Origin of the sequence: Pseudomonas ekonensis, from assembly GCF_019145435.1 — a bacterium.
In the GTDB taxonomy this organism is placed as follows: domain Bacteria; phylum Pseudomonadota; class Gammaproteobacteria; order Pseudomonadales; family Pseudomonadaceae; genus Aquipseudomonas; species Aquipseudomonas ekonensis.
This window is the reverse complement of record NZ_JAHSTS010000001.1, coordinates 904,628-917,874: the sequence shown is the minus strand read 5'-3', so window position 1 is coordinate 917,874 and position 13,247 is coordinate 904,628. Positions and strand designations below refer to the sequence as shown.

The window sequence follows — 13,247 nt, the reverse complement described above, 5'->3', positions numbered from 1 at the left end:
TGCGGGAGCCAGCCTGCTGGCGATGGGCATCACGCCATCTTCACGCCTGGCGTCAGGGCCGCCGGCAGCGCCAGGTCCGGTGTTTCGAGCGAAGCCACCGGGTAGGCGCAGTAGTCCGCCGCGTAGTAGGCGCTGGCGCGGTGGTTGCCCGACGCGCCAACGCCGCCGAACGGCGCGCTGCTCGCGGCGCCGGTCAGTTGCTTGTTCCAGTTGACGATGCCCGCACGGCTTTCCAGCCAGAACTGCTGGTAACGCGCCTCGGAATCCGACAGCAGGCCGGCGGCCAGACCGTAGGCGGTGTCGTTGGCTTCGGCGATGGCCGCGTCGAAATCGGCATAGCGGATCACCTGCAGCAGCGGGCCGAACAGTTCTTCGTCCGGACGACCCGCCACCGCGGTCACGTCGAGGATGCCCGGCGTCAGCAAGGCCGACTGCGCCTGCGGCTGGGTCATTTCCAACAGCGGCACCGCGCCGTTGGCCAGCAGATGCGCCTGGGCGTCCATCAGGGCCTTGGCCGCGCCCAGGGAAATCACCGAGCCCATGAACGGCGCCGGCTGGCGGTCGAACGCGCCGACCTCGATGGTCGACGTCACCGCCACCAGGCGCGCCAGCAGGCTGTCGCCCCAGGCGCCTTGCGGCACCAGCAGACGGCGGGCGCAGGTGCAGCGCTGGCCGGCGGAGATGAACGCCGACTGAATGATCGTGTAGACCGCCGCGTCGAGATCGGCGACCTGATCCACCACCAGCGGGTTGTTGCCGCCCATTTCCAGGGCGAGGATCTTGTCCGGGCGTCCGGCGAACTGCTGGTGCAGGTGATTGCCGGTGCGGCTGGAGCCGGTGAAGAACAGGCCGTCGATGCCAGGGTTGGCCGCCAGGGCGATGCCGGTTTCACGGGCGCCTTGCAGCAGGTTCAGGACACCGGCCGGCAGACCGGCTTCGATCCAGCACTTGACCGTGAGCTCGGCGACCTTCGGCGTCAGCTCGCTCGGCTTGAACAGCACGCTGTTGCCGGCCAGCAGCGCCGGCACGATGTGCCCGTTCGGCAAGTGGCCAGGGAAATTGTACGGGCCGAACACCGCCACCACGCCGTGGGGCTTGTGGCGCAGCACGGCGGTGGCGTCGCCCAGCGGGCCGCTCTTCTCGCCGGTGCGTTCGCGGTAGCTCTGCACCGAGATCGCGATCTTGTTGACCATGCTGGTGACTTCGGTCGCGGCTTCCCACAATGGCTTGCCGGTTTCCTCGCCGATGGCACGGGCCAGTTCGTCGCTGTGGCTCTTCAGGGTGGCGGCGAACGCTTCGAGCACGCCGATGCGCTCCTCCAGGGAACGCTTGGCCCAGGCCGGAAACGCCTGGCGCGCAGCCTGCACCGCCGAATCGACCTGGGCGGCGGTCGCGCCCTGGCCCGACCACAGCACTTGCTGGGTCACCGGGTTCAGCGACTCGAACGCGTCCCCCTGACCGGCCAGCCACTGACCTGCGATGTATAGCGAATTCATTGTTTCGACTCCCGGGCTGCGGACAGCGGAACGGCGCGCACCTGGTCGCCGGCATTGAGTTGAAGGCGCTTGGCGGTCAGCGGATCGACCACCAGGGTGCCGGCGGCCAGACGCGCCGGAGCTGCCGTGATCCGGCAGTCTTCGCGCTTGCGGTTATGGATGATGAACGGCGTGGCGTCGTCGCCCGGCGTGCCCACCGCCAGCACCAGCGCCTGGCTGTCGCGCACCGCGCGGATCTTGCCGGTTTCGCATTCGATGGCGGGGCCGGCGTCGAAGATGTCGACGTAGCCCTGATAGCTGAAGCCTTCGCCCTTGAGCATCGCCAGCGCAGGCTCGGTGTCCGGGTGCACCTGGCCGATCACGGCGCGGGCGTCTTCGGACAGGAAACAGGTGTACAGCGGGAATTTCGGCATCAGTTCGGCGATGAATGCCTTGTTGCCGACGCCGGTCAGGTAATCGGCCTGGCTGAATTCCATCTTGAAGAAATGCCGGCCCAGGCTTTCCCAGAACGGTGAACGGCCCGCCTCGTCGGACACGCCGCGCATCTCGGCGATGATCTTGTTGCCGAACAGCTGCGGGAACTCGGCGATGAACAGCATCCGCGCCTTGGACAGCATGCGGCCGTTGAGGCCGGTGCGGTAGTCGGCGTGCAGGAACAGCGAGCACAGCTCGGAGTTGCCGGTCAGGTCGTTGGCCAGGAACAGGGTCGGGATCTCGCGGTAGATGTTCAGCTCCTGGGAGGCGCTGACGGTCAAGCCGACCCGGAAGTTGTACCACGGCTCACGCAGGCCGACGGCGCCGGCGATGGCGGAGATCCCCACCACGCGGCCGTTGTCGTCTTCGAGCACGAACAGGTAGTCCGCATCGCCGCGGCCGGCTTCGCCGCGAAAGGTCTTCTCGGCCCAGCCGACCCGATGGGTCAGGCGCTCTTCGTTGGCCGGCAAGGTGGTCAGGCCGGTGCCGGTGCTGCGGGCCAGGTCGATCAGAGCGGGTAAATCGCTGCTGCGTACGGGACGAACGATCATGCTATCTCCTCAAACGGGCCGCCAACGCCACCCGTGAAACTCGCTAAGGCGTTAAACCGCCACCAGGCGCACGCTGGCGCCCTCGCCGACGCCCAGGGCTTCGGCCGCTTCCAGGTCCAGGGTCACCGGTTTGCCGGGCGCGTAGTCCAGCTCCAGCAGGACAGCGCGGTAATCCTGCAACTGCGCGTTGGCCACCAGGTACTGGCGCCCTGCGCCCTTGACCGGCTCGCCGATCTTCACCGGCACCACGCGGCTCTGGGCGATCGAACGGATCCCCGAGACGCGGGCGTGAAGGGTCGGGCCGCCGTCGAAAATGTCGATGTAATGGTCGGTCTCGAAGCCTTCGCGCATCAGGATGTCGAAGGTGATCTGCGCACGCGGGTGCACCTGGCCCATCGCCTCCTGGGCGGAGTCCGGCAGCAGCGGCACGTAGATCGGGTAGTGCGGCATCAGCTCGGCCAGGAACGTGCGGCTCTTGAGGCCGCACAGGCGCTCGGCCTCGGCGTAGTTGAGGTCGAAGAAGTTGCGGCCGATGGCGTCCCAGAACGGCGAGTCGCCGTTCTCGTCGCTGTAGCCGACGATCTCGGTCACCACCGAGTCGGCGAAGCGCTCAGGGTGACTGGCGACGAACAGCAGGCGGCCACGGGAATTGAGCTCGGCCCACGGCGAACCCACCAGGTCGCGCTGCACGTAGAAACTGGTCAGCAGACTGTTGCCGGTCAGGTCGTGGCACTGCGAAAGCACGTGGATCTTGTTGTGGATCTTCAGCTCGCGGGAAGCGTGCACGAAGGTCTCGTTGCGAAAGCTGTAGAACGGTTCGGAGTAGCCGGCCGAGGCGACGATGGCCGAGCAGCCGACCAGTTTGCCGGCGACGGTGTCTTCGAGGACGAAGAAGTAGCTTTCCTCGCCGTTGAAGCTGACCTCGGCGGCGAACGACGCCTCGCTGGCGGCGATCTTGTCGCTCAGGCGCTCCACGTCGTCCGGCAACGAAGTGACACCGATCGGGCTGTCCGCAGCCAGACGCTGTACCTCGCCCAGGTCAGCCATTTGCGCAGGGCGCATCACCAGCATGGTGTCACTCCTTTCTCTCATGAAAATCACAGGTGAAAAATTCCGCACCGTCCCCGGGTCGACCCAGAGTCGATTGTGGGAGCCAGACTGCCGGCGATCGCGTCCTTTCAGGCAACAGTGATGTTGGCTGTCAGGCCCTCATCGCCAGCGGGCTGGCTCCCACAGTGTGTGTCGGTGCGAAACGAAAATCGGATCCGGCGCCTGAGCGGTCAGGCGCCGGAGGGTCAATCAGGCTTGCGTCAGCTTGGCCACGGCGCGCTCGAAGCGCTCCAGGCCCTGGTCGATGTCGGCATCGTCGATCACCAGGCTCGGCGCGAAACGGATCACGTCCGGACCGGCCTGCAGGATCATCAGGCCTTCACGCTCGGCGGCGTTGAACACGTCCTTGGCCTTGCCTTTCCAGGCATCGCTCAACACGCAGCCGATCAGCAGGCCCAGACCGCGCACCTGGGTGAACAGGCCGTACTTCTGGCCGATCTGCTCCAGGCGGGTCTTGAACTTGTCGTGCTTGGCGTTGACGCCGTTGAGCACCTCAGGGGTGTTGATCACGTCGACCACCGCCTCGGCCACCGAGCACGCCAGCGGGTTGCCGCCGTAGGTGGTGCCGTGGGTGCCGACGACCAGGTGCTTGGCCAGCGCTTCGGTGGTGAGCATCGCCGCGATCGGGAAACCGCCGCCCAGGCTCTTGGCGCTGGTCAGGATGTCCGGGGTCACGCCGAAATGCTGGTAGGCGAACAGCTTGCCGGTGCGGCCCATGCCGGTCTGCACTTCGTCGAACACCAGCAGCGCGTTGTGCGCGTCGCACAGTTCGCGGGCGCCTTTGAGGTAGGCCAGCTCGGCCGGCAGCACACCGCCTTCGCCCTGGATCGGCTCCAGCACGACCGCGCAGGTCTTGTCGGAAACGGCAGCCTTCAGGGCCGCCAGATCGTTGTACGGCACGTGGGTGATGCCGGTGATCTTCGGTCCGAAACCGTCGGAGTACTTCGACTGGCCACCGACGTTCACGGTGAACAGGGTACGACCGTGGAAGCTGTTCAGCGCGGCGATGATTTCGTACTTCTCGCTGCCGAAACGGTCGAACGCCACGCGACGGGCCAGCTTGAACGCGGCCTCGTTGGCTTCGGCGCCGGAGTTGCAGAAGAACACGCGCTCGGCGAAGGTGGCGTCGATCAGCTTGTGGGCCAGGCGCAAGGCCGGCTCGTTGGTGAACACGTTGGACACGTGCCACAGCTTGTTCGCCTGCTCGGTCAGGGCGCCGACCAGCGCCGGATGCGCGTGGCCCAGCACGTTGACGGCAATCCCGCCGGCGAAGTCGATCAGCTCGCGGCCGGTCTGGTCCCAGACGCGAGAGCCTTCGCCACGCACCGGAATGAACGCGGCAGGCGCGTAGTTGGGAACCATTACCTGGTCGAAATCGGCGCGTTGTACCGCAGCGTGCTCAACGGACATCGGAGTCTCCTGATGAGGAACACCCGCCTGAAACTGGCGGGAGATGGGGGGATTGTAAGGACAGTTTTCAGCCCGGCCTTGTCGCCAAGCGACAACTTCTTATAGCGCAAACCCCGGTTTTTCCCGGGTTTACGGCAATGCGACAAATAGGGTCGCAAAGGCGCAGTTTAACTGGCGGCCGGGGTTTGCGGCAGACTTGTCACTTTGTATCCCATGCCGTTTTTCCGTGTGCGGTACATATGTACCGCACACGGCGCACGCCTATGGAGTCTGCTGTCCGTCCATCAAACAGCACGGCTCGCTCTCCGATGAACACCCACCCCGTTGTCACCGCCCCTTCCGAAGCGCTGCGCCCGAACCTCCACTATCGCCACCTGATCGACGCGATCCCTTCCTGGCTGCAACGGGCAACACCCCACCGGCGCACAGCGCTGAGCCGCATCAAGCCCGGCATGCCGCCGAACCTGGCATCGGCTACGCCGCACCAGCACTCCGGACTGAGCGCGCTGCTGGCCAGACACATGGAGACCCAGAACCGCGTCGATGACGCGCTGGGCCGCCTGAAAAGTCCGGACGCCTTCGCCGAGCCCTTGCTCAAGGCAGAACTGAAGACCCGTTTCGGGCTCGATCTGGATGTCCGCAACACCTGGCTGCGCCTCTACGTGCCCGCACACCTTCCCTGGCCGGCGATCAAAACGGGGGCGGCCCGCACCTGGACGGTGTCGTTGCTGGAGGCGGCGCTGCACAACTTCGAAAGCGACGAAACCCGCACCGATGCCTTCGAACCCGAGTCGACCTACATCACTCCACCCTCCGCCGACGGGCACTTCCGGACCATGCCCAAGACGCTAGAGAAAATGCCCATCGCCGCATTCGCCCGAACGTGCAGGGAACTGGACATCGGCAAGCGCTACAAGGCGTACCTGGAGGACAACCTGGGCATCAGCAACCCGGTCGTCGGAGCGTTCCTGAAGTCCGCCGTCCAGGACAACCAGAAAGCGGCGCTTATCGCCGCGCTGCGCATGGCCCGGATGCAGACACTGCTGGACAGCGAGACTCACCAGATGATTCTGGGCCTGCTCGACACACCGCAGGCCCCGCCGTCGCGCGACCAACCCTGGCGCGGCCACGCCTTGACGGTGCTGGATTGCCGCCTGACCGGCGTCATCCTGTTCTCCCGCGATCTTGACCGCAGCCGGCAAACGCTCGGTGTGGTTGCCTACATTCCCGATGACCCGCTGCACCCGATCAAGCAATACCCGTCCAGCGCATCGTTTGCCGAGGAACTGAGCCGACGCCTGCGGGCGCCCGACTACCAGCAGTTCTTCAGCCGCTTCATCGACCACGCGGCGCGCGGAGGCTTCTTCGCCGCACTGAACGACCGGCTCACCACCATCGCCCGGCAACCCGTCCCGCCTCAAGACCCGCGTCCGACATGGCGGGAACGCCCCATCGCACACCCCAACCTGCAATTGACCACCGACCCCATCAGAACCGGGCTGCTGACACATCTCTATCAGAGCAAGCTCGACAAGATCCTCAACGACGCCCGGACAATCGCCGTCCCCACCGCCGAGGCCGACCGCAAACAGCGCTGGGCGCTCTGGGACGCCCTGGCGAGCATCGCCACGGCGCTGCTGGATGTCGCCGCGTTCATTGCCGCGCCGTTCGTGCCCTTGCTGGGCGAGGCCATGCTGGCGTACATGGCCTACCAGATGCTCGACCAGACCTTTGAAAGCCTGGTGGAATGGGCCGAAGGGCAAACGCGGGAAGCCTTCGGGCATTTCATGGGCGTCGTCGAGTCGGCGGTCCAGCTCGGCGCCTTCGCGGCCGGCGCCCAACTGTTGGCCTACGAATGGCCGGCACTGCTGCCCCGCGACACCGTTCAGTTCCTGGATCGATTCGACAGGATCAAGCGCCCCAACGGCCAGATGCGCTACTGGCAACCCGACCTTAAACCTTACGAACAGGCCACCGGCCTGCCGAGCGATTCGACGCCAGACGCCCTCGGCCTGCATCGACACCAAGGCAAACTCATCCTGCCGCTGGAGAACAAACGTTACGCGGTGAGCAAAGACCCGGTCACCGGTCTGCATCGCATCGAACATCCGTCCCGCCCGCAAGCCTACAAGCCTGCACTGCGGCACAACCATGCCGGCGCGTGGCAAACGGTGCTAGATCAACCGCTGGGCTGGGACAGGGATACCCTCCTGCGACGCTTCGGGCCACACATGCAACGCTTTACGGCAGACGAACGCGAGACCATGCTGCGCATCAGCGGTGGCAACGACAACGCATTGCGCAAGCTGCATGTGAACAACGACGCGATGCCGGCGCTGCTGTACGACACCCTCAAACGCTTCGAGATCGACCGGGAGATACAGGCCTTCATTGACGCCATCGGCAGTGAACGGCCAGAAGACTATCTGAACGCCGATCCGCTGATGCAGCTCAAACTGCTCCACGATTACGGCCCTCAGTCGGCGAACCTGCGCGTTCGCCTGATCGACGGCGCGCGCAAAACCCTGTGGCAAAGCCCCGCCACCGACATGCCGCCCATAGAGCTCGACATCGCAAGGCTGCACGACGGCGACCTGCTGAAAACCTTGCTGCTCAAGCTTCCGGACAGCGAAGCCACGGTGCTGCTCGACGAAGAACGCGCCTCCGCCACCCTCGAGGCGCGCACGCGCAAACTGCGACAGACTCTCAGACAACTCGCCATCGACCACCGCCCGGCCCTGTTCGGACAGCGATACAACGTGCTGGAGCGCGGCGCGCCCGGTCCCGTTCAAGTGCTGATGGACAGCGAGCACGGCTTGCCGAAAGGCCTTGCACAGGTGATCGAACACCGGGCGGACGAACACGAACGGCAGCAACTGACCATCGGCAGGATTTCCCCGCGCCTGGCCGACATCTGCCGGGAGGCAGGCTTGCAGGTACGCATCGCACGGGCCTACGAAGGGCTTGAGCTGCCGTCCACCGCAGACAACCCCGATACCGGCCGCCTGATCCGGCAAGCCCTGGAAAAACTGCCGGAGCACGAGCGCCAGGCATTGGGCACCGCCACCGGTCACAACGACACACTCAGGCAATGGGTGCGCCGTCATGCTCCTGACCGCCAAACGGTGCGCACGCTCCTGGCACGCCATCCCATCCTCAAACCGACCTACGATCCGACCGTGATGCGCCTGCTGGGCGGCGGCGACGGCTATCGCCTCAAGCCTTTCGGAGCCCCGCCCCTGCAAGAGCATGCACAGGCCTTGTTTCCCCATCTCTCAGCCGATGAGCTCAACGCCTTTGTCCAACGGATGCAGCGGCACCCGACCGGCCCGCGGGAGGTGCTCCATCGACTCATCACTCAACAGGAAGAGCTGCACACAGCCTTGTCCACCTGGATCAACGCCATTGCGCACCACCTCCCGGATACGCGCATCAGCATCAGCCGCGACCAACGTCTCTTCCAGCAGCAGGTCCGCCAGCGATTCGCCGAAGACCTGATGGACTGCTGGCAGCAGCAATGGACGCTGGCGGAAACCGGGATCAGTACCCTGGCATTCAGTTCTCTTCAGCCGATCTTCGGTGATTTGCCAAGGCTCAACACCGAATTCAGCGCCGTGAGCACGCTGACACTCATCAGCAATGGCACCACCCGGGGCGCCCATGAGTTTCTGCGCAGCTTTTCCGGCTTGAGTCACCTGACCGTGCGCAACATTCCCCTGGGCGATCTCCCGGCGGTCGTCGCGCGATCGCCGGATCTGGTTGAACTGATCCTCAGCGACTGCGCCATCAGCCTCGACGCCAGGGCACACGCCATGCTGTCCGAAATGCACCGACTGACCACGCTGGACCTGTACAGGAATCCCCTGGGACTGACGCCCGATGTGAGCAACCTGCCCGACCTGGGCTTCATCGACCTGTCCCGGACCGGCATCTCCCAATTGCCGAACGGGCTGCTGACCCGCCCGCACCTGCATACCGCCCTGCTCAACAACAACCGGATCCAGGAGCTGCCCGACGCCCTCTTCAGCCTGCCGCCCGCGCTCCAGAACGGCTTCGACCTGACCGGCAACCCCTTCACAGCCGCTGCCCGAGAACGTCTCAGGCCCTACATCCAACGCACCGGACAAAACTTCAGCATCCTGCCTGAGGAGCCCGACCTCCATCGCGTGCAGTCCCTTTATCCGGGCATGGACCGGAACCAGGCCGGTCACTTTTTCTACCAGCTGCCGGGCAAGACGAGCGATGCACGCGTGCGGCTGGGGCAACTGGAGTTCGAACTGAGCCTGCTCGAGATCGATTTGTCCGCGTGGACCGCCGACGTGCCCGCCCTCCACCCTCTGACCAACCAGCCCTTCAGCGCCCGGCAACTGCTGATCGAGCACTCGGCGCGGGATGAGTTCAAGCAATTCGTATTGCGTTGCTGGCGCCGGGAAACGGAACTGAACGATTTCGACGAATCGGAACAGCCCGGTCACACCCTGCGTCTGGAAACCCAGATCACCGGTGAATTGCCCGCTCTGCGCACGGATCTTCGCCATGTATCGATGATCCACCTGACCAGCCAGACAGGCCTTGCCGGCGGCATTTCACGATTTCTGGAAAGCTTTCCTGACCTGAGCATCCTGAGCGTTCGGGGATTTCGCCTGGAGAACATTCCTGACCCCGTTTTCCGGATGGGCAAGCTTGTCTCCCTGAACCTCCCCGACTGCCTCATCACCCTGAGCCCGCAAACGGCCCTGGCCCTGGCGCAGATGGATCGCCTGCAGCACCTGGAGCTGAGCGACAACCCGTTGGCACTGACACCCGACATCCACCAGATGCCCCACCTGCTCAGCGTGCAACTGGACAACTGCGGCCTCACCGAACTGCCTGCCGGCCTGCTTCAACTCAAGGATCCTGAAGCCGTGGGCCTGACCGACAACGCCATCACCGAGCTCCCCGAAGACCTCCTGGAACTGCCGCCGGAGATCGCCGAAAGCATCGACTTGCGCGGCAACCCATTCTCCCAAAGGGCCCTGCGGCTGCTGACCGTCTACTTCCAAAAGACATCGATCGATTTCGGTGTGGAGGCGGTCATCGACCAGGCGGAAATGGAAATTTCGGATTCCGACGACTCCGCGACCGAAGAGTGACGCCCCCCCACAGGGGATCAACCGCGCTCCGGCGGCACCGAAGACAGTTCGAACGGGCTACTGCTGCGGCGCTGGTTGCGGTCTTCGCGCGGCGTGGCGCCGAAGAAGTTGCGGTAGGCGCTGGAGAAATGCGGCCCCGAGGAGAAACCGCAGGACAGGCCGATCTGGATGATCGACTTGCTGGTCTGCATCAGCATCTGCCGAGCCTTGTTCAAACGCAGCTCCAGGTAGTACTGGCTCGGCACACGGTTGAGGTACTGCTTGAAGATCCGCTCCAGTTGCCGGCGGGACACGCACACGTGCTGGGCGATTTCGTCGGTGGTCAGCGGCTCTTCGATGTTGGCCTCCATCAGTAGCACCGCCTGGGTGAGCTTCGGATGGCTGGAGCCCAGGCGGTTCTGCAGCGGAATGCGCTGGCGCTCGCCGCCCTCGCGGATGCGCTCGACCACCAGTTCCTCGGAGACCGCGCCGGCCAGTTCAGCGCCGTGGTCACGAGCCAGCACCGCCAGCAACAGATCGAGCACCGACATGCCGCCGCAGGCCGTCAGACGGTCGCGGTCCCAGTCGAACAGATGGCTGGTGGCGATGACCTTGGGGAAGCGCTCGGCGAAGTCGTCCTGCCAGCGCCAGTGCACGGCGGCACGGTAGCCGTCGAGCAACCCCAGTTGCGCCAACGGGTACACGCCGGCGGACAGCCCGCCGATCACGCAACCGGCACGCACCAGTTGCTTGAGCGCGCTGGTGAGGTTCGGCGCCAGGGCGGCCGGCGGCTCGTCGGCGAGCAGGAACAGTTTCTGGAAGTTCTCCAGCTTGCCGGACCAGGGTTCGCCGGGCAGTTGCCAATCGCCTTCGCTCGGCGGTTCGGCCTGCAGGAAGGACAGCTCATAGACCACTTCCGGATGCACACGCTGGGCGACCCGCAAGGCCTCCTCCGCCAGCGCCAGCGTCAAGGCTTTAGTGCTGGGCCAAATCAGGAAACCAATTCGATGGGCAGTCATGGGCGGGCAATCCGAAACGAAGAGCGGTGAAGAAGGCATGGGCCAATGCTAGCCCGTAATCTTGAACCCGACATAGATCCATTGTGGGAGCTGGCTTGCCAGCTCCCACAGGATTGAGGTCAGGCTTCAGGTTGCGCAGCATGACCTGATTTGGTGCAAAACGGCAGCGATTACTTGAGGCTGCCGGAAAGGAACTGCTGCAAGCGTTCCGACTGCGGGTTGACCAGCACTTCGCGCGGGTTGCCGCTCTCTTCCACCAGGCCTTTGTGCAGGAACACCAGCTGGTTCGACACTTCACGGGCGAAGCCCATCTCGTGGGTCACCACCACCATGGTGCGGCCTTCCTGGGCCAGGGACTGCATGACCTTGAGCACGTCGCCCACCAGTTCCGGGTCGAGGGCCGAGGTCGGTTCGTCGAACAGCATCACTTCCGGCTCCATCGCCAGCGCACGGGCGATCGCCACGCGCTGCTGCTCGCCGCCGGACATGTGCCCCGGGAAGGCGTCCTTGCGATGGGCCACGCCCACCTTGTTCAGGTAGTGCTCGGCCTTCTCGCGGGCCTCGGCCTTGGACACGCCCAGCACGTGGACCGGCGCTTCCATGATGTTTTCCAGCGCGGTCATGTGCGACCACAGATTGAAGTGCTGGAACACCATCGACAGGCGCGAGCGCATGCGCTGCAGCTGTTTCGGGTCGGCCGCCTTCAGCGCGCCGTCCTTGTTCGCCACCAGCTTGAGTTCTTCGTTGTTGAGCAGGATCTTGCCCGCGTGCGGCTGCTCAAGCAGGTTGATGCAACGCAGGAAAGTGCTTTTGCCGGAGCCACTGGAGCCGATGATGCTGATCACATCGCCGGCTGCCGCCTTCAGGGACACGCCCTTGAGCACTTCGTGACTGCCGTAGCGTTTATGCAGGTCTTGGACTTCAAGTTTGTACATGCGGTCGGTTCTCACAAAAACAGTCAGTCAGTCGTTGAGCAAGCGCCCGTGACGCAGCGCTTCGCGCCCCGCCACCTTGGCCAGCCAGAAACCGGGTTGGGCATATCGCAGCCGTTCAATGGCAAACAGCACCCCGGACGTACCAGCACACACCGTGCTGACCCGATCGGACACAGGGTCGATCACTTCAAAAATCTCGTCGCCGGCCTCGACCCACTCACCGGGCCTGCGCAGGAAACTCACCACACCGGGGTGCGGCGCCAGCAGCAGCTCGGTGCCTTCGAACGGCAAGCCTTCGCAAGGTTCGTGCGCCGGCTGCGGCCACTCGCCGCCGATCAGGCCCTGTTCGGCGAGGAACGCCAGGATGCCTTCGGCCCAGTCCTCGGCCTGCGCCCGGCCGGTGTCGGCCTGGCCGCCCAGCTCGATGGTAGTCGCCAGGCACGCCAAGGGAATCGACGCATCCGGGAACAGGCGCGACAGGCGCAGCCACGGCAGCGAGCAGGCTTCGTCGAAGGAACTGCCGCCGGAGTCTTCTGCCAGCAGCCCCACTTTAACGTTCAGGTGCGCCGCCAGCGAACGCCACTGCGGCCAGTGCTGCGGCAACGCGTAAAGGTGCAGCGCGGCTTCGGCGTCGCAGTGCAGGTCCAGCACCACGTCGGCGGTGCAGGCGTGGCTCAGCAGCACGCGCTGCATGCCTTGCAGCTGGCTGCCGGCCTCGGGCAACGCCGCCAGGTGATCGGTCATCGCCTGACGGATCAGCCGGACGTTGGCGTGCGGATCATCGCCCAACCGCCCTTCCAGCCCGGCGGCCACCGGCGCGCTCAGCTCGACGAAGTCGCGGTTGAAGTTCTTGCCGCTGCCCGCCTCGAACCGGCCCTGGTGATTGCCTTGCAGCAACTGGCCAAGACCCAGCGGGTTGGCCACCGGCACCAGTTCGATGACGCCGTTGAGCAAGCCTTGGGCTTCGAGCTCGCCGAGGCGCTTCTTCAGCTCCCAGGCGGTGCGCATGCCCGGCAGCTCGTCGGCGTGCAGGCTGGCCTGGATGTAGGCCTTGCGCTCGCCGCTTCCGAAGCGGAACACCGAGATCCGGCGTTCGCTGCCCAGGTGGCTCCACGGCAATACGTGGTCGATGCGTTCCATG

The 13,247-nt window shown here is 65.0% G+C and carries 8 protein-coding genes; 1 reads left to right on the top strand and 7 read right to left on the bottom strand.

Features of this window, described 5'->3' with window-relative positions; genetic code table 11:
* Positions 1 to 29 precede the first annotated feature (29 nt).
* The 4 genes from astD to KVG96_RS04170 form a co-directional block, all read right to left on the bottom strand.
* Positions 30 to 1,496, bottom strand: a complete 1,467-nt coding sequence (gene astD, locus KVG96_RS04185; protein WP_217890934.1) for a succinylglutamate-semialdehyde dehydrogenase — start codon at positions 1,494 to 1,496, stop codon at positions 30 to 32.
* Complete coding sequence (astA, locus tag KVG96_RS04180) at positions 1,493 to 2,521, bottom strand: arginine N-succinyltransferase (protein WP_085578233.1); 1,029 nt, start codon at positions 2,519 to 2,521, stop codon at positions 1,493 to 1,495. The genes astD and astA overlap by 4 nt, the downstream gene beginning before the upstream one ends.
* 51 nt (positions 2,522 to 2,572) lie before the next feature.
* Positions 2,573 to 3,592, bottom strand: coding sequence for an arginine/ornithine succinyltransferase subunit alpha (aruF, locus tag KVG96_RS04175; protein WP_217890933.1), 1,020 nt, complete (start codon positions 3,590 to 3,592; stop codon positions 2,573 to 2,575).
* A 228-nt stretch (positions 3,593 to 3,820) separates the two neighbouring features.
* Entirely contained in the window at positions 3,821 to 5,041 is a 1,221-nt protein-coding gene (locus tag KVG96_RS04170; RefSeq protein WP_217890932.1) for an aspartate aminotransferase family protein, read from the bottom strand.
* Between the two features lie 239 nt (positions 5,042 to 5,280).
* Here KVG96_RS04170 and KVG96_RS04165 point away from each other — a divergent pair, with 239 nt between their 5' ends.
* A complete protein-coding gene (locus tag KVG96_RS04165; RefSeq protein ID WP_225927209.1) occupies positions 5,281 to 10,173 on the top strand; it encodes a dermonecrotic toxin domain-containing protein in 4,893 nt (1,630 codons plus the stop codon).
* A gap of 17 nt (positions 10,174 to 10,190) precedes the next feature.
* On the opposite strand, the gene argR is transcribed toward KVG96_RS04165, so the two are convergent.
* The 3 genes from argR to KVG96_RS04150 all read right to left on the bottom strand — a co-directional run bounded on the left by argR (position 10,191) and on the right by KVG96_RS04150 (position 13,246).
* Complete coding sequence (argR, locus tag KVG96_RS04160) at positions 10,191 to 11,171, bottom strand: transcriptional regulator ArgR (protein WP_217890931.1); 981 nt, start codon at positions 11,169 to 11,171, stop codon at positions 10,191 to 10,193.
* 170 nt (positions 11,172 to 11,341) lie between these two features.
* Positions 11,342 to 12,106, bottom strand: a complete 765-nt coding sequence (locus KVG96_RS04155) for an ABC transporter ATP-binding protein (RefSeq protein ID WP_085578237.1) — start codon at positions 12,104 to 12,106, stop codon at positions 11,342 to 11,344.
* Between the two features lie 27 nt (positions 12,107 to 12,133).
* Positions 12,134 to 13,246 (bottom strand): M14 family metallopeptidase, encoded by a 1,113-nt coding sequence (locus KVG96_RS04150; RefSeq protein ID WP_217890930.1) that lies wholly within the window; start codon positions 13,244 to 13,246, stop codon positions 12,134 to 12,136.
* Between the last annotated feature and the right edge of the window lies 1 nt (position 13,247).

Bases quoted from the DNA above. Each gene is read 5' to 3' on its own strand.
- KVG96_RS04170 (WP_217890932.1), bottom strand. From the start codon at position 5,041: ATGTCCGTTGAGCACGCTGCGGTACAACGCGCCGATTTCGACCAGGTA.
- astA (WP_085578233.1), bottom strand. From the start codon at position 2,521: ATGATCGTTCGTCCCGTACGCAGCAGCGATTTACCCGCTCTGATCGAC.
- KVG96_RS04165 (WP_225927209.1), top strand. From the start codon at position 5,281: ATGTACCGCACACGGCGCACGCCTATGGAGTCTGCTGTCCGTCCATCA.
- astD (WP_217890934.1), bottom strand. From the start codon at position 1,496: ATGAATTCGCTATACATCGCAGGTCAGTGGCTGGCCGGTCAGGGGGAC.
- KVG96_RS04150 (WP_217890930.1), bottom strand. From the start codon at position 13,246: ATGGAACGCATCGACCACGTATTGCCGTGGAGCCACCTGGGCAGCGAA.
- argR (WP_217890931.1), bottom strand. From the start codon at position 11,171: ATGACTGCCCATCGAATTGGTTTCCTGATTTGGCCCAGCACTAAAGCC.
- aruF (WP_217890933.1), bottom strand. From the start codon at position 3,592: ATGCTGGTGATGCGCCCTGCGCAAATGGCTGACCTGGGCGAGGTACAG.
- KVG96_RS04155 (WP_085578237.1), bottom strand. From the start codon at position 12,106: ATGTACAAACTTGAAGTCCAAGACCTGCATAAACGCTACGGCAGTCAC.